General features: G+C 41.4%; 18 protein-coding genes and 1 pseudogene. 10 read left to right on the forward strand and 9 right to left on the reverse strand.

Features of this window, described 5'->3' with window-relative positions; translation table 11 throughout:
• Positions 1–3 precede the first annotated feature (3 nt).
• A complete protein-coding gene (gene nuoN / locus ABLA85_RS06195) occupies positions 4–1,461 on the forward strand; it encodes an NADH-quinone oxidoreductase subunit NuoN (protein WP_367962281.1) in 1,458 nt (485 codons plus the stop codon).
• A gap of 102 nt (positions 1,462–1,563) precedes the next feature.
• Here the strand turns inward: nuoN and ABLA85_RS06200 are convergent.
• Both ABLA85_RS06200 and ABLA85_RS06205 read right to left on the reverse strand, forming a co-directional pair.
• Positions 1,564–1,713: pseudogene (locus tag ABLA85_RS06200) on the reverse strand (type II toxin-antitoxin system death-on-curing family toxin); the annotation flags it as partial.
• A 30-nt stretch (positions 1,714–1,743) separates the two neighbouring features.
• Positions 1,744–2,526, reverse strand: coding sequence for an SDR family oxidoreductase (locus ABLA85_RS06205; RefSeq protein ID WP_367962283.1), 783 nt, complete (start codon positions 2,524–2,526; stop codon positions 1,744–1,746).
• Positions 2,527–2,883: 357 nt separating this feature from the next.
• Between ABLA85_RS06205 and betT the strand changes: the two genes are divergently transcribed.
• The 6 genes from betT (at position 2,884) to ABLA85_RS06235 (ending at position 9,310) form a co-directional block, all read left to right on the forward strand.
• Complete coding sequence (betT, locus tag ABLA85_RS06210; RefSeq protein WP_367962285.1) at positions 2,884–4,878, forward strand: choline BCCT transporter BetT; 1,995 nt, start codon at positions 2,884–2,886, stop codon at positions 4,876–4,878.
• Positions 4,879–5,132: 254 nt separating this feature from the next.
• Entirely contained in the window at positions 5,133–5,576 is a 444-nt protein-coding gene (locus tag ABLA85_RS06215) for a PTS sugar transporter subunit IIA (RefSeq protein ID WP_367962326.1), read from the forward strand.
• Between the two features lie 29 nt (positions 5,577–5,605).
• Positions 5,606–5,893 (forward strand): PTS sugar transporter subunit IIB, encoded by a 288-nt coding sequence (locus ABLA85_RS06220; RefSeq protein ID WP_367962287.1) that lies wholly within the window; start codon positions 5,606–5,608, stop codon positions 5,891–5,893.
• A gap of 12 nt (positions 5,894–5,905) precedes the next feature.
• Positions 5,906–7,162, forward strand: a complete 1,257-nt coding sequence (locus ABLA85_RS06225) for a PTS ascorbate transporter subunit IIC (RefSeq protein WP_367962289.1) — start codon at positions 5,906–5,908, stop codon at positions 7,160–7,162.
• A 638-nt stretch (positions 7,163–7,800) separates the two neighbouring features.
• The gene (locus ABLA85_RS06230; protein ID WP_367962291.1) at positions 7,801–8,076 is read left to right on the forward strand and encodes a helix-turn-helix domain-containing protein; all 276 of its coding nucleotides are present in this window, start codon (positions 7,801–7,803) and stop codon (positions 8,074–8,076) included.
• Positions 8,069–9,310, forward strand: a complete 1,242-nt coding sequence (locus ABLA85_RS06235) for a type II toxin-antitoxin system HipA family toxin (RefSeq protein WP_367962293.1) — start codon at positions 8,069–8,071, stop codon at positions 9,308–9,310. The genes ABLA85_RS06230 and ABLA85_RS06235 overlap by 8 nt, the downstream gene beginning before the upstream one ends.
• Positions 9,311–9,461: 151 nt before the next feature.
• Here the strand turns inward: ABLA85_RS06235 and ABLA85_RS06240 are convergent, their stop codons facing one another.
• The 7 genes from ABLA85_RS06240 to pgaA all read right to left on the reverse strand — a co-directional run bounded on the left by ABLA85_RS06240 (position 9,462) and on the right by pgaA (position 19,031).
• Complete coding sequence (locus ABLA85_RS06240; RefSeq protein ID WP_367962295.1) at positions 9,462–10,469, reverse strand: EAL domain-containing protein; 1,008 nt, start codon at positions 10,467–10,469, stop codon at positions 9,462–9,464.
• 229 nt (positions 10,470–10,698) lie between these two features.
• Positions 10,699–11,961, reverse strand: a complete 1,263-nt coding sequence (locus ABLA85_RS06245) for a diguanylate cyclase (RefSeq protein ID WP_367962297.1) — start codon at positions 11,959–11,961, stop codon at positions 10,699–10,701.
• Between the two features lie 4 nt (positions 11,962–11,965).
• Positions 11,966–12,430 (reverse strand): YfiR family protein, encoded by a 465-nt coding sequence (locus ABLA85_RS06250; RefSeq protein WP_367962299.1) that lies wholly within the window; start codon positions 12,428–12,430, stop codon positions 11,966–11,968.
• A 303-nt stretch (positions 12,431–12,733) separates the two neighbouring features.
• Positions 12,734–13,165: a poly-beta-1,6-N-acetyl-D-glucosamine biosynthesis protein PgaD gene (gene pgaD, locus ABLA85_RS06255; RefSeq protein WP_367962301.1), complete on the reverse strand. Its 432-nt coding sequence runs from the start codon at positions 13,163–13,165 to the stop codon at positions 12,734–12,736.
• The gene (pgaC, locus tag ABLA85_RS06260) at positions 13,165–14,490 is read right to left on the reverse strand and encodes a poly-beta-1,6-N-acetyl-D-glucosamine synthase (protein WP_367962304.1); all 1,326 of its coding nucleotides are present in this window, start codon (positions 14,488–14,490) and stop codon (positions 13,165–13,167) included. Before pgaC ends, pgaD begins: the two co-directional genes overlap by 1 nt.
• Positions 14,483–16,519: a poly-beta-1,6-N-acetyl-D-glucosamine N-deacetylase PgaB gene (gene pgaB, locus ABLA85_RS06265; protein ID WP_367962306.1), complete on the reverse strand. Its 2,037-nt coding sequence runs from the start codon at positions 16,517–16,519 to the stop codon at positions 14,483–14,485. Before pgaB ends, pgaC begins: the two co-directional genes overlap by 8 nt.
• A gap of 10 nt (positions 16,520–16,529) precedes the next feature.
• Positions 16,530–19,031: a poly-beta-1,6 N-acetyl-D-glucosamine export porin PgaA gene (gene pgaA / locus ABLA85_RS06270; RefSeq protein ID WP_367962308.1), complete on the reverse strand. Its 2,502-nt coding sequence runs from the start codon at positions 19,029–19,031 to the stop codon at positions 16,530–16,532.
• 833 nt (positions 19,032–19,864) lie between these two features.
• On the opposite strand from pgaA, the gene ABLA85_RS06275 reads away from it, so the two are divergent.
• The 3 genes from ABLA85_RS06275 to menH all read left to right on the forward strand — a co-directional run bounded on the left by ABLA85_RS06275 (position 19,865) and on the right by menH (position 22,855).
• Positions 19,865–20,173 (forward strand): hypothetical protein, encoded by a 309-nt coding sequence (locus tag ABLA85_RS06275; protein ID WP_367962328.1) that lies wholly within the window; start codon positions 19,865–19,867, stop codon positions 20,171–20,173.
• Between the two features lie 130 nt (positions 20,174–20,303).
• Complete coding sequence (gene menD, locus ABLA85_RS06280; protein ID WP_367962310.1) at positions 20,304–22,028, forward strand: 2-succinyl-5-enolpyruvyl-6-hydroxy-3-cyclohexene-1-carboxylic-acid synthase; 1,725 nt, start codon at positions 20,304–20,306, stop codon at positions 22,026–22,028.
• On the forward strand, positions 22,025–22,855 hold the full coding sequence (gene menH / locus ABLA85_RS06285; RefSeq protein WP_367962312.1) for a 2-succinyl-6-hydroxy-2,4-cyclohexadiene-1-carboxylate synthase: 831 nt from the start codon (positions 22,025–22,027) through the stop codon (positions 22,853–22,855). Before menD ends, menH begins: the two co-directional genes overlap by 4 nt.
• Positions 22,856–22,859 lie beyond the last annotated feature (4 nt).

Consider the following 22,859-nt stretch of genomic DNA (forward strand, 5'->3'; position numbering starts at 1 on the left):
GCCATGACAATAACTTCTGAACAATTGATCGCACTGTTGCCGCTATTGATCGTCGGGTTGACGGTGGTGGTTGTGATGCTGTCCATTGCATGGCGACGCGATCATTTCACCAATGTCACCTTGACAGTGATTGGTTTAAACCTAGCTCTGCTTTCTCTCTATTTTGTTGGATTGCAGGAGCCGATGGATGTCACTCCACTGATCCATGTGGATCGTTTTGCCATGTTCTATACAGCACTGGTGCTGATTGCGAGCCTTGCAACGACGACATTTGCCTACTCATGGTTGGAAAATTATCCCGATAATAAAGAAGAGTTTTATCTGCTGGTGTTGATTGCGGCTGCCGGAGGCGTTCTGCTTGCTTCTGCAAACCACATGGCATCACTGTTTATCGGTATTGAGCTGATTACTTTGCCACTGTTTGGTTTGATCGGTTATGCATTCCGCCAAAAACGCTCACTGGAAGCGAGTATCAAATATATGCTGCTGTCTGCGGCGGCATCCTCATTCCTGTTATTCGGTATTGCACTGCTGTATGCTGAATCAGGTGATCTGTCCTTTGCATCACTGGGCAGAAGCCTGAGTGACAGTAAGCTTCATGAACCTTTGGTTCTGGCTGGATTGGGGATGATGATTGTGGGTCTGGGTTTCAAACTTTCCCTCGTTCCTTTCCAGCTTTGGACACCTGACGTTTATCAGGGCGCGCCGGCACCAGTATCGACCTTTCTGGCAACGGCAAGTAAAGTCGCTATCTTCGCCGTAGTCATGCGTCTGTTTATTGAAGCACCGGTAACCGATAGCGAAACCTTGCGCACGGTGTTAACCGTGATTGCAATCTCCTCTATCTTGTTTGGTAACTTGTTGGCACTGACACAGAGCAATATCAAACGACTGCTCGGTTACTCATCCATTGCACATTTAGGTTATTTGCTGGTGGTATTAATCGCCATTAAAGACCATACCCTGGCAGAAGAGACCGCGGGTCTTTACCTGGCCGGCTATCTGCTTGCCAGCATTGGGGCATTTGGTGTAGTCAGCCTGATGTCCAGCCCGTACAGAGGCCCTGATGCTGAATCACTATTCTCCTATCGTGGCCTGTTCTGGCATAAACCCATCCTGTCGGCTGTTATGACGATCATGATGTTGTCACTGGCGGGGATACCGTTAACATTCGGTTTTATTGGTAAATTCTATGTTATTGCAACAGGTGTTGAGGCCAGATTGTGGTGGCTGACCGGAGCAGTAGTAGTGGGAAGTGCGATTGGCCTTTATTATTACCTGCGTGTGATGGTGAGTTTATACCTGCCAGCACCGAAAGCACTGAATCGCGACACGCCAAGAAACTGGGCGTTAACCTCCGGCGGTATTGTTGTGTTGCTTACCGCATTACTGGTGTTACTCCTCGGTGTTTGGCCACAGCCATTGATTGATATTGTCCAACAGGCAAAAAGTGTTATGTAAGGATAATATAAACCAACATTATAAAAGCCCCGACCGTGATTGGTGGGGCTTTTTGAATTTATTGGCTTGCAATTAACTTGTTCAAAAAGGCTCTATCTCAAATGATGCATTGAGTTCAAAACCATTAAGTATCAAGAAAATACTAGTAGCCTGAAAAGCTGTTCGTTTATTCGCATCGTTAAAAGCAAGTGCTGTAGCTATTGCTATCAGATACATAGCTGCAAATTTAAAGATATCTTCACATCCTTCATACTCTCTCAGCCGATATTCACAACATTTGGCTTAACTGTGGGAGTTATTTCCTGTCATATCCTCAAAAGTCGGGCCCTGAAAATAAATTGCACTAATATGGCAACTACGAGGTTGGGTCAAAACAAATCGTATGGATTCCCAGACTGAGCGCCCGTTCAATAGTTGTTTACCCATTGTTTGATGGTCATCCAGATCTACATCAAAACCATTAACTTCAAAATCAGGAGGATAGATTCCGGTTACGCGAATATTATCTTTGCTTAATTGATGGGAAATAGTCTGGCAAAAGCCACTCATCGCATGTTTGGCAGCAAAAAATACCGGATGCGCGACAGAGCGGATAAAGTTTGGAATGCCGCAGACTGATACCATCGCAATAATATCGGCTCCTTGAGACTTACGCAGGCTTGGTAATAACATTTTGGTCAATAGCATGGAACCCGTCGCACCGGAATTCATTGTGCTGATGATATCTTCATCACTGTCATCATCGCTCAGATTGCCTTCCAGCCATTGGGCTGCACTCAGTATCAGAATATCGATGGGTTTACTGTCTTGTAGTAATTGATTGGCAAAGTTGCGAACTGATTGTGCATCGCTGATATCACATTGATAACTTCTTGCAATCCCACCTTCACCCTGAATGATTTCACGAGTCGCTTCAGCACGTTCTAGTTGACGAGCACAGAGGTCAACATGTGCACCTTCCCGTGCTAACCAGACAGAAATGGCCTGCCCAAAATCCCGGCCTCCGCCTGTCACCACAACTCGTTTACCTTTTAATCCATCTAACTTATCTAATCTATTTAACATAGCGTTAACTTCCTTATGTCAGTTATTAACCTGAGTGAGAGATCATTGCACTATCGGTTATATGCTATTAATAAATCACACGGAAAAATGAGGTTAATGTTTTTTATTGTTAACTTATTAACCATTAATGTTATTTGTTTGTTAAAAGTGGTGGTTATCTACCTCGCTGTAAGTACAGTTGCTCTGATTTTTATGTTAAGGTGACCATGAACGTAGATTGAATGAATTATGAGCGCAAAAGATCTACAGGATGGGTAACCCTTAATTGGGGTTATATTTATTTCATTGAAATTTCGACAAAATATTTTTTGGATTGATATAGGAGATAGTGTCGGACACTAATTTTGAAGGATGAGTATGAGTCAAGATAATACTGGACAGGTAAAGACGAAAACTTACATTAACCCACCAGTCTTTTTCTTCTCAGCATTTTTGATCATTGCATTGGTCGCATTTGCTGGTTTGAAACCGGAGCTTGCCGATAGGTGGTTTAAATCTTTGCAGCAAGACTTGTTTGTTAATGCTAGTTGGTTTTATATCCTTGCCGTTGCGTTGATTTTACTTTCAGTTACCTATTTGGGTTTATCCAGATACGGCAATATAAAGCTTGGCCCTGACCATGCAGAACCTGATTTCAGTTATTTTTCCTGGTTTGCCATGCTTTTTTCTGCGGGGATGGGGATTGGATTGATGTTCTTTGGTGTGGCTGAGCCTGTCATGCACTATCTGTCACCACCCGTGGGCACACCTGAAAGTATTGCTGCGGCTAAACAGGCTATGAAGTTAACTTTCTTTCATTGGGGGCTTCACGCCTGGGCAATCTATGCCATTGTGGCTTTGATTCTGGCATTTTTTAGCTATCGGCATGGTTTGCCTTTAACACTGCGCTCTGCGCTGTATCCGATTATTGGTGATAAAATTCATGGACCGATTGGTCATGCTGTTGATATCTTTGCGGTTATTGGTACAGTATTTGGTGTAGCCACGTCTTTAGGCTATGGCATTCTCCAAGTGAATGCTGGTCTTAATCATCTATTTGATTTACCTATCAATAGGACGGTACAGGTTGTATTGATCATTACAATCACCGCTCTGGCTACCATTTCGGTTATTTCTGGTTTAGAGAAAGGCATCCGTGTTCTATCTGAGTTGAATTTAGGGCTGGCATTTTTATTGTTGATCTTGGTTGTTACTTTGGGGCCAACGGTGCTGTTGTTGAAGTCCTTTGTGGAAAATACGGGCGGCTACCTTTCGGAAATTGTCAGCAAAACATTTAACCTGTATGCCTATGAACCTAAGTCCAGTAATTGGTTAGGAGGATGGACATTACTGTATTGGGGATGGTGGTTATCCTGGTCTCCGTTCGTTGGGATGTTTATTGCCAGAGTTTCACGAGGCCGGACAATCAGGGAATTTGTCACTGGAGTTTTGTTCGTACCCAGTGGTTTTACTCTGATGTGGATGACGGCATTTGGTAATAGTGCGATTGATATGATTGCCAATCAGGGAGCCAAAGAATTAGCCAACATCGTACAGACAGATGTTTCCCTGGCATTGTTCAATTTTCTGGAGCATTTTCCACTGCCTACCGTTTTATCGTTCATTGCAATGATCATGGTCGTAATGTTCTTTATCACTTCTGCTGATTCTGGTGCCATGGTGGTTGATACACTGGCTTCTGGTGGCGCTCATCATACACCTGTCTGGCAGCGGATCTTCTGGGCAGGTTTGATGGGAGCAGTTGCTATTGCTTTATTGATTGCAGGGGGCTTATCTGCTTTGCAAACAGTAACGATCGCCAGTGCGCTTCCTTTCTCGATAATTTTGTTGATATCGATATATGGTTTGCTTAAGGCATTACGAATTGACGCTTATAAGAAAGACAGTCAGCAGATGACCACAATAGCGCCTCCAGCCAGCCGTAACCCGATCCCGTGGCAGCGAAGATTAAGAAATATTGTTTATTACCCTAAAAGTTCGCAGGTAAAACGCTTTATGAGCGAAGTCATCCAGCAGGCAATGAGTATGGTGGCTGGAGAATTGGCAAAGCAGAATAAAGTTGTTGTCATTAATGATGAGATGGATGACCGCATTCATCTGGAAGTGGATTTTGGCGAAAATCTTAATTTTGTCTACGAAGTTCGTCTGCGAGGTTATATTCAGCCAGCGTTTGCTATTGTAGGTCTGGAAGATAATGAGAGAAGTGAGGAACAAAAATATTATCGTGCTGAAGTTTACCTTAAAGAAGGTGGACAGGATTACGATCTGATGGGATGGACTCAGGAACAGATCATCCACGATATTTTGGATCAATACGAAAAGCACATTCACTTTTTGCATTTGGTTCGTTAACCAATATGCCCTGTTAACAGAAAATTCCAATCCTTGGGCTTACAGTCCGGGGATTTTTTATGCACATAATTTTGTATAAATGTCTATCTCTTCATTTCAGCCTGTAATGTGACTTACTCCATATTATTGTGCTTTTTCTCTTTTTCCATCGGTATGTTTGATTTGCAGTGACTATGCTTGTACTCAGTGACGTACTTTTGAAAGCATTTTTAGATGTACTGTTGGCGGAAAACACGTTAGATCAGGAGCATTCAATGTTAAAAACACTACTGAATCGTGATGTTATTCAATGGATTCCTGATGTTAAAGATTGGCAAGAGGCGATTGAATTAGCCTGTCAGCCGCTTATCGATAACGCAGCGATTCAGCCGAGTTATGTCGATGCCATTTATCGTGCCCATGAAGAGTTTGGTCCTTACTACGTGATTGGCTCAGGGATTGCGATCCCCCATGCGAGACCGGAGCAGGGAGTCAATCGTCTTGCCTTGAGCCTGACGTTTATCAAACAGGGTGTCATGTTTGGCTCTGTGGAAAATGATCCGGTCAAGTTACTGTTCGTATTTGCCACAACAAGCAGTGATAGCCATATAGAAGTGATCGCTGAACTTGCAGGATTATTTGATGATCAGCCAAAAATCAATCGATTAATGCAGGCTAAAAACCAAGACGAGATTTTTTCTATTGTCCAAGGATATTAACCAATATTTTTATTTAACAGGAAAATAAGATGAAAATTACAGTTGTTTGTGGTCATGGTTTAGGGACCAGCCTGATAATGGAGATAAGTATTAAAAATATTTTGCAGGAATTAGGCGTTGAAGCCAGTGTTGAACATACAGATTTAGGTTCAGCAAAAGCGGCCAAGAGCGATATTTTCATTGCAACAAAAGATATTGCAGAACAACTGATTAAACAGCAGATAGCCAGGAAAATCATTGTATTGGAAAATATGTTAGATAAATCTGCCATGAAAATGCGTTTATCTGCGGTATTGCAAGAACTCGGTAAATTGTAATTGGAGAAAAATATGGATTTCTTCCGCTTTTTGATGAACGACGTACTGGCAGAGCCTGCGATTTTAGTCGGGCTGATTTCATTAATTGGCTTGGTAATGCAGAAACAGCCGGTGACAGAGTGCATCAAAGGAACCGTAAAAACTATACTCGGATTTGTTATCTTAGGCGCAGGAGCGGGCCTGATAGTAACTTCATTAGGTGGATTTGCCACTATTTTTCAAGATACCTTTGGTATTCAAGGAGTTGTACCAAATAATGAAGCTATCGTATCGATAGCGCAGAAAAGTTTTGGTAAAGAGATGGCGATGATTATGTTCTTCGCTATGGTGATTAACATTCTAATTGCCCGTTTCACACCATGGAAATTCATATTCTTGACCGGACATCACACTTTATTTATGTCAATGATGGTAGCGGTTATTCTTTCTGTCGCAGGAATAAATAACACGATGCTGGTTGTGATCGGCTCAATTGTTGTTGGTATTTCAATGGTATTTTTTCCAGCGATTGTTCATCCTTATATGAAAAAAGTGACAGGCTCTGATGATGTGGCACTTGGTCATTTCTCAACACTTTCTTACGTCTTGGCGGGGTTTATTGGCAGCAAAATGGGTAATAAAGCGTATTCTACGGAAGAGATGAACGTACCCAAAAGTTTATTATTTCTGCGCGATACTTCTGTCGCCATCGCTTTAACTATGGCGATAATTTTTATTATCACCTGTTTATTTGCTGATCAGGAATTAGTCCGGCAAGTCAGCGGTGGAAAAAACAGAGTGATGTATTCACTGATGCAATCAATCACATTTGCGGCGGGTGTTTATATCATTTTGCAAGGCGTCAGAATGGTGATTGCTGAGATCGTACCAGCATTTAAGGGTATTTCCGACAAATTAGTACCGAATGCCAAGCCTGCACTGGATTGTCCGGTGGTTTTTCCCTATGCACCAAATGCTGTCCTGATTGGCTTCCTGAGCAGTTTTATTGCTGGTGTTGTTGGCATGTTTATTCTCTATTTGTTGAACATAACTGTGATTATTCCCGGTGTTGTCCCTCATTTCTTTGTTGGTGCAACCGCGGGTGTTTTCGGCAATGCAATGGGAGGAAGACGAGGGGCGATGCTTGGGGCGTTTGCTCAAGGGTTATTGATTACATTTCTGCCTGTATTCCTGCTACCTGTTCTGGGAAGTATTGGTATTGCTAATACCACATTCAGTGATGCGGATTTTAGCGTAGTAGGGATTTTATTGGGGATAATTGTTCGTTAATTGTCTAACTTTGAACCCAAAATACCCTTGTCCATGCTGCTAAAATAGAGTCTTAGACTCACCTGGTAATATGAAATAAAGGCTGGACGAATGGAGCACTATAAAAAATATACTATGGATAAAAGGCCAATCGAATGTTACAACCTGCCATTGGCAGCGAGTTAATATTATTAAGTTATATAGTATTTTCGCAAGGAAGGTAGGTTTGAACTCTTGGAAAAAAATAGATGATTGGGCAAATCGGGAGTGATGTTGAAATATGAGAATATACTTACTTTAAAAAATATCTTGTAAATAATGTATTTATAATAACTGATAATTCTTATATAAAAGACGAAGTTTATTTTATGGATATCAACCACGTTGAGACATTTATTAATAATTATTTAAATCAAAATTCAGAATTTTTTTAATAGTGATACTTTCTTTACTTCGCCTTCAACGAAATCTTTAATTGAATTTCAACATGATGAATATCTATTTTCACATAGATTATCCATTCTGATAAATGAGCATGGAAAGAGGATAATAGCAAGAAAGGTGTGATACAAATCCAGATTGGATTAATGTGTGACTATAATGACAATTTGGTATAGTATTTCCATATAATTGCTATTATAGTAACAAAAGAGGTTGCCATGCTTTCATTCTACACAGCTTATGATGTGCAGCATGAATTAAAAGACTTTATCAAGCGACAGCGTAAACAACAAAAAATCACTGTTGAAAGTTTGTCCAAACGTTCTGGTGTACCATATAGCACCATCAGGAAATTTGAGCGTACAGGTAACATTTCCCTGCGACAGTTTTTAATGTTAATGGAAGCGATTGGTGAACTGTCCCCACTCCATGAGTTAACTAAAGAGCGTGAGCGAGAACCAACGACCATTGCCGAGGTGCTTAAAAATGCTTAAGACACCACTTAATGTCAAAAGAAAATTTTCTGATGGAAATCAGCTAATTGTAGGTCAGTTGGCAGAAAACAGGAATGGTGTTTATTTCCAATATGCTGATTCATATCTCGCAGCTCATCCTAAATCACTCTCTCCTTTCTTATTGAAATCAGATAATTCACTACAGAAGGCACCAAAAGAGCCTCATTATGGCTTACATGGTGTTTTCGGCGATAGTTTGCCGGATGGATGGGGGCTTTATTTAATGGATCGGGTATTTCGCGAAAATGGTTTTAACCCGCGAATGATAACGGCCTTAGAACGGCTTGCATATATCGGTAAACATTGTTCTGGTGCCCTCTATTATGAACCAGAGATGTCCTTTGCCAATACTGATGAAAGAGACATCGATCTTATTACTCTCGGCCAAGAAGCCGTTAAGGAATTTGAAGGAACAAATTCTGATTTTATTGAGTATCTAATGAATGCCAGTGGCTCCGGTGGTGCGCGTCCTAAGCTTAATCTGACAAAATATAGTGATGGTCGGTTTACAACTCGCACTGATGCTATTGGTGAAAAACTGATTGTTAAATTGACATCAGATAAATTTTTCCTGAAGCACTCTGAAAGCCTTATTGAATATGTTTATATGAAAATAGCTGCGAATGCAGGTATTGAAGTACCTGATTTTAAGTTACTCGATGCAGGAAAAGGGCGATTCTGGCTACAACAAACTCGGTTTGATTGTACCGAGAAAGGGCGTTATCACATGATTTCTGCCTGTGGGTTATTGGATGCCCCATTTAGGGAACCATCTTTAGATTATGTTGATTTGGTTAAAGCAACACGGCATTTTTGTGGTGTAGAAGAAGCACAGAAACTGGTAAAACGTGCGTTATTTAACTATCTAACGGTTAATCAGGATGATCATGCCAAAAATTTTGCTTATCTGGCGGATGATTCAGATAACTGGCGGCTTTCTCCATTCTATGATGTGGTATATACCCCATCACCTTATAATGAGCATATGACATCTTTTAATGGTAATGGAAAAATTATCACACCTAAGGCATTGGAACTGCTAGCTGCACAGGCCGGGTTTACCAGTAAAAATCCGTTAATTGATATGTTGGCAGAGATTTATCATGCCACTCGCCAATTTAAGTTTTTTGCCAATGAGTTGGGGGTGGATAAGTCATTGGTAACAATGATTGATCTACATATGCAACAGAAATGGATGGAATTAAAATTGTAATACCATAGTAGCAATATGGCCTGAGATATATCATTAATTGCTACTATGGTAATAATTCTTAAGAGGGTATTGGAATAAGTACTTTGATCTGGACACAGATATTTTCAGAAATTATTTTCTATAGGCTGAGACTTAAGAATAGTTGTATTATTTACTTCAACCATTTATTAACAAAGTCTTCCAACGGCACGGGACAATCAAAATAATACCCCTGTAAATAATTTACGGAATAGCTTCTTAGTTGATTCACCTGTCTTTGGTTTTCAATGCCTTCTGCCACAATTTCTAAATTCAGTCGTAATGCTAAGTCAATGATATTTTCAATAATATGTTTCGAAATCATATCCGTATTCATTTTGCTGATGAAGTTATGACCTATTTTCACCATATTAACATTAAATTTTTGTAAATATGTATGGTTTGAATAACCTGTGCCGAAATCATCTAAAGCGATTAATACACCTAATTCATCTAATTTATTAAATAGTTTAATTGAGTACTCATCCGGCTCCAGTAATTCTCTTTCTGTAATTTCTAATATCAACCGGACAGAATCTTCAGGGAATGCCTGCAGAAAATCACGACAATCATCTAATAAGCCAGCTTCTTTATAATGTTTTGCACTGATATTGAAGCTAAAATGAAAGTTCTTAGGTAACTGATGGATAAGCGGAGCGAAGAAATCCCGTACTTGCGTGATTAAATTACGCGTTAAAGGAACAATCAGATCTGATTTCTCAATTTGCGCGATAAAATCTTTTGGTGTCAATAGCCCTTGTACTGGATGTTGCCAGCGTACAAGGATCTCACACCCGATGATGGTGTTACTTTTGCTACAAATAATAGGCTGTATATAAGGGATAAATTGTTTATTTTTAATGGATTTTTTTAATTGATATGTTGGAATAATAACAGTTTTAGTGTATTGATATAAAAAAATGGCGGATACGAGTATGAATATTGTCAATGAAAGCAAAACGCTTTCCAGCTCCATATCAGGCTTGATATTATTCTGATAATTGGAAAATACTTTCCATAATATATTGCCAACACTCAATGTGATGACGATAAATAATACCACAAATACCCGATACAATGTTTGGTATGATTTAAAATTCAGCCCCATCATTTCTCCTTTTTGATAAAGCCCATTACCCAACAGTAGACTTACCGTCTAATTTTGTAAAATTCTGTGAGCGTGTTGTTTATAAAAAATAGCTTTCTGTTTGAAAAAACAACGTCGGCTATCTTACAGGAAGATATTGAATACAGGAAATATATATAGCTGTATGGCGAGGATCGGCTAATAGATTGCGTAATTGATGGATTATTATTGCCATCCTTAGCGAAATAATTAAATTATTTTATTGATTAATGCCAATCTTTTATCATGATGAATTCCTGGATAAGTAGTTTATTTTTGTTGTATCAACGGAGTACCAGCCACCACCTCGTTGTTTGATGTGATACATGGCAGCATCTGCTTCAGAGAGGAGTTGTTCTGCTGTCAAATCACCATTTGACAGGGCGATACCAATACTGAGTGTGATACGCAGGTGTTGACCACTGGGGAGTTGAATTGGAGTGTCCATGGCGTGGATAATATTTTTTGCGATTCTTTCTGCATCTTCTAAATTGGCTGAAGGTAATAAAATGGCGAATTCATCGCCACCAAGACGAGCGACAGTATCGGTTTTTCGTACTTTCATTTTTAAAGTATCAGCTATTGTGATCAGGACGTGATCACCTGCTGCATGCCCATAGACGTCATTGACATATTTTAATCGGTTGCCATCAATAAATAAGATCACTGCGCTTTCACGCATGAATTTATCATTCATCACAGTCGATAATACGCGTTCAAAAGTGGCTCTATTGGGTAACCCTGTAAGGGAATCATGTTGAGCCTGCCATGCCAATGCTGCTTTTTCAGTTTGTAAATGGTGTTGCCACTCTTCCAATTCTTCAAGCAGATGGTTAAAAACCTGGCTTAATTCATGAAGTTCTGCAATTTTGGCAGAAGGAACACGTTGTGAAAAAGCACGTCGTTGCCGGACATCATGGGCAACACCAGCAATGTTTTGTAATGTCCTGACAATCCCATCGTGCATACGCAGGGAAAGATAGAGTGAAAGTATGGCGCTAATCAGTAAACAAGCAAAGAGTACTAATAAGGCTTGATAGATAAATTTGATGATGTGTTCACTATTACCGATTAACCAAACCGAACCCACTTGTTGGTGGTGGTGATATATGGGAAAAGTGATCGGTTCAGGGAAAATCCAATATTCAAGCAGTTTCTTGAAATTATCGGTTCGGGCTGTTTTATTGGCTTGCCAGCTCGCCAAAATTTGATTTTTTGCATCGAAAATTTTCGCTTCTGTAAAATTATTATGAGCCGCAATCATTTCCAATATTTCATTCGCGGCTGTCTTATCATTAAATACAACCGCAGCCTGAACAGTATGGGCTATTGTTGATGAGGTCTGCTTTAAGTTATTTTCAGCATATTTCTGCATGGCAACGAGTGCCAGCAATGAAAGAAATAGGCCGACAACGGATAATGTAACAAAAGTAATGATCAAATGGATACGATGAACAGCTTGACGTAAGGTCGGGCGTGATGGCATTAGTGAATAACGCTTTTTCATACAGTTATTCCGCCTTGCGAGCCAATTGCAGGACATTTGGATCTACGCGTACACCACTGCGTGTCAAAATATCGAGATTAAGGTTAAAAGTCGTTTGTGTATTGCCAATATTAAGACAAAATGCACTACCGATTTCACAATGTTGATTCTGTTCAGCAATTGTGAGAAGTGGTTTGCCATTTTTTTGACTAATCACTTGATGTTGAAGTATGGGATCAATTTGACCGTAATAAACAATATCACATTGCGATAATAATTTTTCTGCGTTGAAGTTCAGAATTTCTATTTGTAATTTTGTATCGTCAGTAGGCATATTGATGTTGGTTAAGACATCAATGTAATTAGATGGTGCTACCAGACACAAATGTAACGTTGAACGTGAGACTGGCCAGTGTGTATAACTGATAATACCAGAAACGACACGTGCAACGTTTTCATTGAGTTTTATTTTTTCTTTAGCATCAGGCATGGCTGTTACTATTGAATTACATATCACAATGGTTAAACAAAAAATCGTTAGTATCCGTAGAAATACTTTGGAAACGTAACGTCTAACAATACAATGAGTCCCTTCAGTAAAGCACATAGCAAGTTCCAGTATTTGCCTTTCATTTAATCCAGATAACTAAATTATTGATGGAATATATCCTCAATTAGAACCTATCTCATTATGGTGTTTTTGCAAATGTTATTAATTATCAGACACTAGTAACATTGGCTGAGATAGGTTGCAAAATGTTTAAATGATAGGAAGTTTTAATTTCCTTGATAATTATTTGCTGGCTAATTGATTTGATTTTTCAGTTATTCCTATTATATGTCCATGGTTATTATAAGTGACACTGGAAACTTTGCCTTGATTTAGTCTGTTCATTAATTGCTGTTCTAAAGAAAAGCTCTTTGCCAATTCTTCATTATTTAATGCAGGTCGATGGCGGCGACGTTCTATACGAAAGCGGATTTGATTGTATCTCGCCCACCCGATCAACAGGAGTGAATTAAATATGGCGATGATAATATAAAGTACAATTGAACTTACTTCTGAGGTAAATACAGACGTAACAGGTTTGGGGCCATGATGGGGCGAATTAAATAGCCCCACAATGAATAAATAGGAAAATCCAACCCACGCTATAATGGTGAGTATAATATCAATAAGACGAGGTAATAATCTTTGTTCTGTAAATATCAATGGATCTTTCATTATTCTATTCTCTCTATTCCACGATCAGGGCTTTCCCAACGGGCACGTTTCCGGTGTACTTTAAGCATGACTTTGGGGAAAGATACAAGTGTAGTGAATAGATTCAGCATCCAGTACACCACTGGATACCAAATCACCCAGAAAAGTGATGATGCAACGTGTTTCTCATAACGTCGTTCAATGACCAAACTGACAATAAATTGGATCAGGCAAGTTACGGCTAATACCAATCCTGTATACCCAGGCGGGAAAAGTGTATAGACACGAATATTTTCGGGTAATGTGATAAACATGCCGAGGAAAAACAAAATAATTGAGAGGGCAAACGTAAATGACCAGATTACAGAACAGCAGAATTCCGTAAATAATACCCACATGCGGTGATATTCCCATGACCAGAGTTTTCGCAGGTTTTTGAGGAATACTTCTGCTCCACCCTGTGCCCAACGTAGCCTTTGTTTCCATAACCCCCGGAGAGTTTCGGGCATCAGAATCCAACAGATAGCACGAGGCTCGAAGAAGATAGACCAGTGGTGTAATTGTAGCTTCCAACTGACATCAATATCTTCGGTAATCATATCATTGCTCCAATAACCGACATCAGCAAGGGCACGGCGGTTAAAGGCGGCAACAACGCCAGAAACGGTAAATACCTGACCATAAACCCGTTGAGTACGCTTGATTAAGCCAATGATAGAAGAAAACTCACCTACTTGAATTCGGCCAATCAAGGTAGAACGGGTACGGACACGAGGGTTGCCTGTGACCGCACCAACACGAGGGTGATCGATCATGGGTTTTACCATCCATACTGCTGCGTCGCGATCTAGCAGAGCATCGCCGTCAATACAGACCAGATAATCACTATTGGCAGCGGCAGCTCCTGCCTGAAGCGCTGTAGCTTTCCCCTGATTTTGTTCTAAGTGTATTACTCTCAAGGCGCTATGCTGTTTAGCCATCTCATCGAGTTCATGGGCAGTGCGGTCAGTTGAACCATCATTGATTGCGATCACTTCAATGTGCGGATAACGCTGGTTTAATGCTGCCCGTAATGTTTCGCGCACGTTTGGCCCTTCGTTATAGCAAGGGATCAAAATAGATATCAGGGGTTCCCCTTCCAGGTGGGGAGGGACATCGTTTTTTTTCCAGTGTCTTTCACGGTAAAACCAGAAATAAATCCCTCCTGAGATCCAGATAGCAGACATGAATAATGGCCAGAAAAACACAAAGTGCAGCATAACCTCACCTGTAAAGGTGATGGCGATACCGACCGGAATGCTCAAGACAATGCAGAGCACAATAAAAGCAAGAATACGATCAATCATTAAGTGGATACCATTCTGGAGAAAGAACAGGACGGATTTTGTTCATTTCTGGTTGATTATTAAGAAAGTCATCAGGGTAGTAACCAAAATTTTGTGCGCCATTCAGTTGTAATTGACGCATCCATTCAGCCATTTGTTCGCCTGATATCGCTCTTTTATTTAATGGTTTTCGCCAGTCAACAGCCTGAAGCTCAAAAACTGTTTTATCCAGAGCTTCCGGGCGTTGGGCAACCGCTTTCACTAAACGGGATAGCCACTGATTGCTTTCTGATAGCGGTATTTTTTCCATTAATGGCATTGCCATTGGTGCAACCCAATCATAATGGGCAAGAAAATCATCCAGATTTTGAGCAAACCACTCTTCACTATCTGGCTCCAGAATAGGCAGGGCGAAAATATTACGTGCTGTTTTTACCTGATAACCACGGATTGATTTAACGGTTTGTGTCAATTCTTGGGTAAACTCAGTCAGATATCGGCTCTTGAAACGGCTCCAGCGGGCAAACTGTTCTGGCTCCTGACGAATTTCGGCAACAGATGCCGGAAAACCGGCTTGTTGATAAACATTAATTGCGTCAGGGCTGGCATCTTCAAAGTCTGACATGACAGCATCATCGTGATACAGCACACCCTGGAATATGGCATGAGCAGCTAAGTCCTGGTAAATCTCTTTAATCCTCCGGCGGTTTTCCGCGTTATAAGGAGATAAACGACGATATTGTGTTTTACTGACGGATAACTCGCCATTATCTTCGTTATAGCGCGTTACGCGAGGCAGGGAAGGTTCTAATTCAAATGCCAGAACTGGCATCCACGCATAAACATCAATATTCAACCGGCTGTGTAGTTGCCAGGAAACCCGGTTAAATAAATCTGCCCGCATCGGTAACCAGCGGTTAGGGAAATAAAGCTCATAGATATTGCCATCGCCTTTAGGGTCGGCAAATGCTTGCAGGAAGACAGCATTAATACGGAGATCAGCAACACGTTGTACTAGCTGATCGAGATTGCGCGCTTGTTGAATAGGGTCAGGATCATACACATAATCCAGATCAATATGGGCAACGCGTAGGATACGTTTATTCTGAACCTGAATAACCTGCTCAGCGAACTCTTTTAATGTTGGGTTATTAGTGAGCAATATTCGCGGAATGTTATTTAAGTTTTCTGCCTTGGCCAGTCCATTGTCGAGTGTCAGTGCCATTTTGTAACCATGACGTTTGGCAATATCCAGAGTAACGCCGCTGTCAATGCCGTAAGGCCAAACCCAGACGCGTGGTTTTTTGCCTGTGGCAGAAACGATTCGCTGTGTGATTGTGGCGATATCCTGTTCCATGCGTTGGCGGAATTTGTGATCGCTTTCATATTTACCCGTTTTGGGATCATAGATCCGGATAGTGGCGGCAGGCTCGGTATTGCCTTGTGGATTACCAATAGCACCATAGTGGTGTTGATAGGTATGAGAAGCAATCTCCACCAAACCAGAACGGGACATCTCCGCAATTTGCTCCCAGGTCGTAAAGCGTTCCCGTGATACCTTCAAACCACCAAAATTCACAGGCTTTCCTGCGGGAACATCAACCCAAATGCCGACTGGTGCCAGAATTGCAGGCCAGTTATAGGCTTTCAGCAAGGGAAAAACTCGGTGATAAAAACTGCTGTAGCCATCATCAAAGGTGAGTAGTACCGCTTTTGGGGGTAATGGAGTTCCTCCCTGGTTGGCAACGAGGATTTGATCAACGGTGACAGGTTGGTAGCTATTTGCGCGTAGCCAGGCAAATTGTTCGTTCAGCGCACTGGTACGAACTGACATAAATCGTTGATCAGCTCCGTCATCTTCAACATCATGGTAAGCCAGTACGACGAAACCATTATGAGGCCAGGGGCGCTCATTCATGGGCAAAGGGCGCTCTGCTGGTGGAACGAACTCTGGTTTTTCAGCATAGGCCACGATGCTGAGTTGCGGAATAAACAGGCTAACCAGCAAAGCTAAAATCATTAACCAATAGCGAATTACGTTGAAAGTCATAAAAAATCCTTTAGAACCGATAGATCAAATCAAAAGCAGCTTGCAGGTTTTTTTCACGTTTACCGTCATAAGGGCGTTTATCCAGCGTGATCCTCACACCTGTATCCACCACATCATTCCACTTAATACGTTGCCCATAACTCACAGTCGTTATCAGACCCCCGCCATACCCGTTCTGCCAGTATTCACCGATACCAGCCGCGAGCTGCTGACTCCAAACGGTTTGGTAATGCCGATACATGATATGGTCGGCTTCCAATACTGGCAGGAAGGTAAAATCATTTTTTGGATTGAAATAAGGGGTATTTTGTTTGCTGTTATGTGTCGTACTGATTTCCAGCGTGGCATCAAGTTTCAGGTAAGGTGCTGTGTAGATGCGTTGCATACCGTCAATAGCATATGCAAAGCGTTTATTGCCATCGGAAAAAAATGAAGGGGCAAAACGAGCTGTCCACTGACTGCGCTCACTGTGTCTCCAACGAGTATAAAGTTGCCCGCCATTAGCATAGATATTATTGGTTAATGCCCGTAAAGGAGTATTACGAGCCAGTCGTTCCGCTGAACCTCCCAGACGCCATTGATCATTTAAATCATACCATCCGGCAAAACGTAGACCGACTTTATTACCATGACGATAATGACGGCCAGAAATTTCGCCTTCCAGCCAAATATCCCGTGCCCGCCATTCTATACCGCCACGTAAATCGCGGTTTAAGCCACGGCCTTCACTGAATTGGCTACGATTATAAGCACCGCCAGCAAACAAGCGCCAATTATCATGAATAGGAGGGCTATAAATGACAAGATCAATGTCTGAACTACTTTTACCACTCGTGGGGCTGTCTGAATCAATACCCTGATTAACTCTGACACGCAATTCTGACATGTGATGAACATTACGCAGACGATTAAAACGTTTGGCCAGCATATTTTCAGGGGCACGGGTGATGACATCATCAGACAACAGATCAGCTTGTCGCCATTCTTGTAATGCTAAAGCGGTATAGCCTTGCTGAATTTCCAATGACAAATTACGGTGATCAAGACCCTCGATTTGTTTCAGTTCACTTTCTGCCTGACGTGGCCAGCCACGATCTAGCCAGACGGCTGCCAGATCAATACGTAACTTCTGATTACCAGGAGCGGTACGAGCCAAGTGGGTAAAACGTCTTTCTGCTTCGGGAAGATCTTCATGCAGTTGGGCTGATTCAGCCAAAAGCTGTTGCCCCTGCAACCAGTTATCGTTAGGCACCCGGATTGGAGAACCGTAAACATTCGTCATATAAGCATTACGTTGCTTGATATTAGTTGCCAGTTGTTGAGCTTCATTAAGTTGTTCACTCTCTACATCGGCATAAAAAAGAACGCTATCATCTTCCTGTGTGATATGGTGCACTGGTGTTTTTTTATCTGGATATTTTCCAGTGGGATAATTCAGTGGACGCAGGATATCCCTTGCTTTATCTGGCTGGCGAAGGTTCAGATAGGCAGACGCAGCCCATTTATGCGCGTAATCCGGTATAACGACATTTTTTTCTGTCTGGGAAAGTTGTTGCAGGCGTAAATACTCTTCAATGAGTTCTTGAGTCTGGAAACGGGCAAGCAGTGCGCCGAGGCGATCAATACGGGCACGTCGATAGTCTTGCCAGGCATCCGGTTGTTTCTGCCATTGATTGAGCATATGTTCATAGCGGGCAAGTGCTCTATCAGCGATGTCAAATCGTTCTTTTTCACTACGGTTGGGGATCATTGCAAGGCGAACTAACTCTGCCGCAGCGTCAGCTTCCAGTTTACGTTGTTGGCCGGCGGATAACTGTAATTGTGTGGTGTGTTTTTGTTCCAGTAGCCAAGCCGGACCATTCACCCGATTGTTTTTCAGACTGAACAGATAATCGTGGGTTGTGGCCTTATCTTTGGGGAAACGTTCGTGGGCGATAGTGAGCATCTGCATGGCATCCCATGAGCGTCCGGCGGCTTGATCCACATAGGCCATTAAACGGTAATTAGCGGCACTGAGTTGATGGGACAGTAAGTTTTTTGCCAGGCGACGGGCTTCACTGTCTCGCCTGGCATCTGCCAACGTCATAATCAAGCCCGCTTTTATAGCGTGGTTGTGTTTTTCAAGAATTGAAGCCAGGTGCCATAATTGAATGGCTTGATTCCACTGGCGCTGATTGCGATAAGCGCGTGCGGCAGCGGCGATCCCCCTGGCTGGTAATTCCATAGCATGATAACGTTGCCAAAGATTAATCACTTCATTGTCATGACCCGCCCAGCTTGCGACCTGTAACCAATCAGCTACCTGAGAAGGAGAGAGTTTCCGCCGTTTTTCTTCTTGACGAATATATTCAAGTATGGGGATGGTATTGCCACTTCTGGCTTGTTGAATTAATGCATCATAACCCGCTGTCGCGGTCTCTGTTGTTATTAGACAACTTAGTGATATAAATAACGATAACAGACTATACCGATATCTAAGAAAGCCTATCGGCCTAAAATAAAGATATAACACGGCATCCCCTTTTTATACTGCTTATTTATTTAAAAAAACAGCAGAATCAGACGAAATAAAATTGAATTTTGATTAAGACAAGCATTTTGTTTCTTCATTTTGGAAGAGGCAAAATAATACGTATTGTGTGGCTTTATATCAATGGGTATTTTTTGAAAAACAATAGACGTAACATCAGGCAATATTGTTTCTTAATTTTATTATGGGGTTAATAAGTAATACCTTGTTGTTATTTTTTTATATAAAATAAAGGCATTATATTTAACCTGTTGTTTTTAATTGTTTTTGAGAGTTTTCTTATAGTATTTTTAATTTAATATTTATGAATGAAATTAACCACAATAAAAAATGTTAATTATGAATGTGAATATTTTTCATTGCTGATATTTTTGGTAATTATTATCGGTGGGTGATTTTTTTTAGCCTTACTTTTAGGTTTTGAGAATGATTTTATTATCTTTTTGCAAATAAGAATTATATTTTAGGTTTTTCGTGGGATGAAATTCATAAACATTAAATTAATCATTTTCCTGATAACTAAGTTTGGCATGTTAGCCTTGTGTTGTATATTTTTAGGTATAAGGTTCTATCGGTGTCAACAATATGATATGTCATCTATTATACTGATTCACTTAAAGAAAATGTGTAATTATTGATTTGAGTAATAAAAATGGGCAATAAATCAGTAAAAGTGGCGAAGTTATTGTTAGATACTCAGATCAAAACCAATCACATAAATAACCAGGTAAACAATAAGTACTTTAATAATTTCTGCCGGCTCGTATAATTTTGCATTTTATTACGTTATTAGTGGAGGAAGTTTGTGGATCAGATTGTCAATATTATCGCTGATATATGCGAAATTATTAATACCAAAAATATTAGCGAAGTTGGTATTCAGTCGTTCTGCTTTTCTTGCTTCGACCCCAGAACGGCTTTATTACCGCTATCAGTTACAGATATTTACTGAAACATTAGCAGGAACGACGGCAATTTCACCGTGGCTGGTATGCCGGATCTGTGGGGTATTTATGTTTGGAACAGGCATTGTTTCTGGCTCTGATCCTGGGCAGGAATGGATAGAAATTGAGAATAAAGCCGCAGGACTACGTTCATTATTAGGTAACTCAGCAAATGAATAAGTTCATGGAAATAACGTCAATTACATGACATTTCTTTGAGCTATAACAAAGAAGGCGTTTTTAAGAGAATAAGCGTGAAGAATGTCTTATATAATTCATCCTATTTTTAAAAGAAGTTTTCGAACACTTTATGTCAAACAGCGCACTGAACCGTCGTTGGGCGGAACTCTTACTGGAAGCACTGACTCGTCATGGGCTACGTCATGTCTGTATTGCCCCTGGTTCTCGTTCCACACCATTGACACTTTCCGTTGTAAAAAAAGCTGCTATAGAGAACGGTAAACTGATATGTCATACCCACTTTGACGAAAGAGGGCTGGGTCATCTAGCGCTAGGATTGGCAAAAGCGAGCCAGGAACCCGTTGCTGTTATTGTGACGTCAGGAACCGCAGTGGCTAACCTGTATCCTTCCCTGATTGAGGCCGGATTAACCGGTGAACGCTTGGTTTTTCTCACTGCGGACAGGCCACCGGAATTAATCGATTGTGGTGCGAATCAGGCTATTCGCCAGAGTAATATTTTTGCCTCACATCCGGCCCAAACACTTTCTCTACCACGACCAACCACTGATATTTCAGCCAGTTGGTTGGTTTCTGTCGTTGATAATGCGATGTCGAATCTGAAGCAAGGAGGGCTGCATATCAATTGTCCTTTTGCTGAGCCGTTATATGGTGACGATGAAAAATATCAGGCATGGTTACAAACGCTAGGTAATTGGTGGCAAGGCCACCAGCCGTGGCTTAAGCAATCAGTAACGCATGTTACTACTAAAATAGCGGATTGGGATTGCTGGCGGAAAAAACGCGGTGTCGTACTGGCAGGAAGAATGGGAGCCGAAGAAGGGAAACTTGTCGCACAGTGGACGAAAGAAATGGGCTGGCCATTGATTGGAGATGTGTTGTCTCAAACAGGTCAGCCTTTGCCTTACGCTGATTTATGGCTGAACCATCCCTGTACGCAGGAAATCCTGGCAAAAGGGCAGTTAGTTATTCAGTTTGGCTCTAATCTGACCGGAAAAAGATTATTGCAGTGGCAAGCCAAATGTCAGCCAGAAGAGTATTGGATTATTGATCCTATTATGGGAAGGCTTGATCCCGCTAATCATCAGGGACGCAAGTTTACTTGTCATGTGGCTGATTGGTTACGGGATCATCCGGCTCAAACAGAGATGCCTAATGTTTTTGAAACGAAGGTTTTTGGGACGAATGTTTTTTGGGCGGATGAACTGAGGATTTGGTCTGAAAAAGCATTCAACTGTGTTAGCGCACAACTGGATGGAAAATTCAGTGAGGCAGCGGTTGCTCATCAGCTACATCAATTATTACCGCAGCAAGGACAGTTATTTGTCGGCAATAGTTTGATTGTCCGTTTGATTGATGCGTTAGGACAACTCCCTGTGGGTTATCCGGTTTACAGCAATCGTGGTGCAAGTGGAATTGATGGGTTAATAGCGACTTCTGTCGGCGTGCAACGGGCGACCAGTAAACCGACTTTAGCGATTATTGGCGATATTTCCGCGCTTTATGATTTGAATAGCTTAGCTTTATTGCGGGAAAGCGTTTCACCTATGGTGTTGTTTATCGTAAATAATAATGGCGGCCAAATTTTTTCATTACTGCCTACGCCACAGGAAACACGCCAGCGTTTTTACTGTATGCCGCAAAATATCAATTTTAACCACACTGCCGCCATGTTTGGCTTGAATTATAGCGCGCCACAAAATTGGTCTGAATTGAAACAGTCGGTTGAACAGGCATGGCAGCAAAAAACAGCAACAATCATTGAACTGATCGTGACAGATAACGAAGGTGCGGTATGTCTGCAAGAATTGCTGAAACAGGTGGCTGAACTATGAAATTGGCCTGTCAGATAGTCAATGCAGAGACAGTGAATGTAGATAGAAAAAACACATGGCTGGTTTGGTTGCATGGTCTGTTGGGATGTGGCAATGAATGGTTGCCCATTGTAAACGCCTGTAACCAATATGCTTCTTTAGTGATTGATTTACCCGGTCATGGTGACTCTGCCGATATTACGGCTGCGGATGGTTTTGCAGAAATGAGTAAGCTATTGAGCGAAACTTTGCTCGCATACCAGATCCATGATTACTGGCTAATCGGCTACTCACTTGGTGGGCGGCTTGCTATGTACTATGCAATTCAAAACCAGGCAATTCAAAACCAGGCAACTCAAAATCATACGACTCACAGGCACCAAAAAGGATTAAGGGGAATAGTGGTAGAAGGGGGAAATCCGGGGCTGTTTTCTCAGCAGGAGCGCGATGCCAGATTGTTGCATGACAGGCATTGGGCACAACGTTTTCGTGAAGAATCCATGTCGGCAGTTTTGTCTGACTGGTATCAACAACCAGTATTTGCAGATTTGTCACCGGAACAGCGTCTCCGTTTTATTCATCTCCGTCGCCGAAACAGAGGCTGTAGTATTGCCGACATGTTAGAAAGAACCTCACTTGGGCACCAGCCTTGGTTAGTGCCTGCCTTACAAAAACTGGCAGTGCCTTTTGCTTATTTATGTGGTGAACACGATCAGAAATTTAAAGAAATAGTGAAGCAGTATGCACTGCCATCAAAAATAATTCCCCAGGCTGGACATAATGCTCATAGCAGCAATCCTGTGGATTTTTCTGCCGCAGTGAACCATTTTTTATCACTTTTTGGTTAAGGAA

It is taken from the genome of Xenorhabdus sp. SGI246, assembly GCF_040838225.1.
Classification (GTDB): domain Bacteria; phylum Pseudomonadota; class Gammaproteobacteria; order Enterobacterales; family Enterobacteriaceae; genus Xenorhabdus; species Xenorhabdus indica.

What these genes read in the sequence shown, in the direction of transcription:
- nuoN (WP_367962281.1), top strand. Translation starts at nt 4, where the DNA reads ATGACAATAACTTCTGAACAATTGATCGCACTGTTGCCGCTATTGATC.
- ABLA85_RS06205 (WP_367962283.1), bottom strand. Translation starts at nt 2,526, where the DNA reads ATGTTAAATAGATTAGATAAGTTAGATGGATTAAAAGGTAAACGAGTT.
- betT (WP_367962285.1), top strand. Translation starts at nt 2,884, where the DNA reads ATGAGTCAAGATAATACTGGACAGGTAAAGACGAAAACTTACATTAAC.
- ABLA85_RS06215 (WP_367962326.1), top strand. Translation starts at nt 5,133, where the DNA reads ATGTTAAAAACACTACTGAATCGTGATGTTATTCAATGGATTCCTGAT.
- ABLA85_RS06220 (WP_367962287.1), top strand. Translation starts at nt 5,606, where the DNA reads ATGAAAATTACAGTTGTTTGTGGTCATGGTTTAGGGACCAGCCTGATA.
- ABLA85_RS06225 (WP_367962289.1), top strand. Translation starts at nt 5,906, where the DNA reads ATGGATTTCTTCCGCTTTTTGATGAACGACGTACTGGCAGAGCCTGCG.
- ABLA85_RS06230 (WP_367962291.1), top strand. Translation starts at nt 7,801, where the DNA reads ATGCTTTCATTCTACACAGCTTATGATGTGCAGCATGAATTAAAAGAC.
- ABLA85_RS06235 (WP_367962293.1), top strand. Translation starts at nt 8,069, where the DNA reads ATGCTTAAGACACCACTTAATGTCAAAAGAAAATTTTCTGATGGAAAT.
- ABLA85_RS06245 (WP_367962297.1), bottom strand. Translation starts at nt 11,961, where the DNA reads ATGAAAAAGCGTTATTCACTAATGCCATCACGCCCGACCTTACGTCAA.
- ABLA85_RS06250 (WP_367962299.1), bottom strand. Translation starts at nt 12,430, where the DNA reads ATGCCTGATGCTAAAGAAAAAATAAAACTCAATGAAAACGTTGCACGT.
- pgaD (WP_367962301.1), bottom strand. Translation starts at nt 13,165, where the DNA reads ATGAAAGATCCATTGATATTTACAGAACAAAGATTATTACCTCGTCTT.
- pgaC (WP_367962304.1), bottom strand. Translation starts at nt 14,490, where the DNA reads ATGATTGATCGTATTCTTGCTTTTATTGTGCTCTGCATTGTCTTGAGC.
- pgaB (WP_367962306.1), bottom strand. Translation starts at nt 16,519, where the DNA reads ATGACTTTCAACGTAATTCGCTATTGGTTAATGATTTTAGCTTTGCTG.
- menD (WP_367962310.1), top strand. Translation starts at nt 20,304, where the DNA reads ATGTCAAACAGCGCACTGAACCGTCGTTGGGCGGAACTCTTACTGGAA.
- menH (WP_367962312.1), top strand. Translation starts at nt 22,025, where the DNA reads ATGAAATTGGCCTGTCAGATAGTCAATGCAGAGACAGTGAATGTAGAT.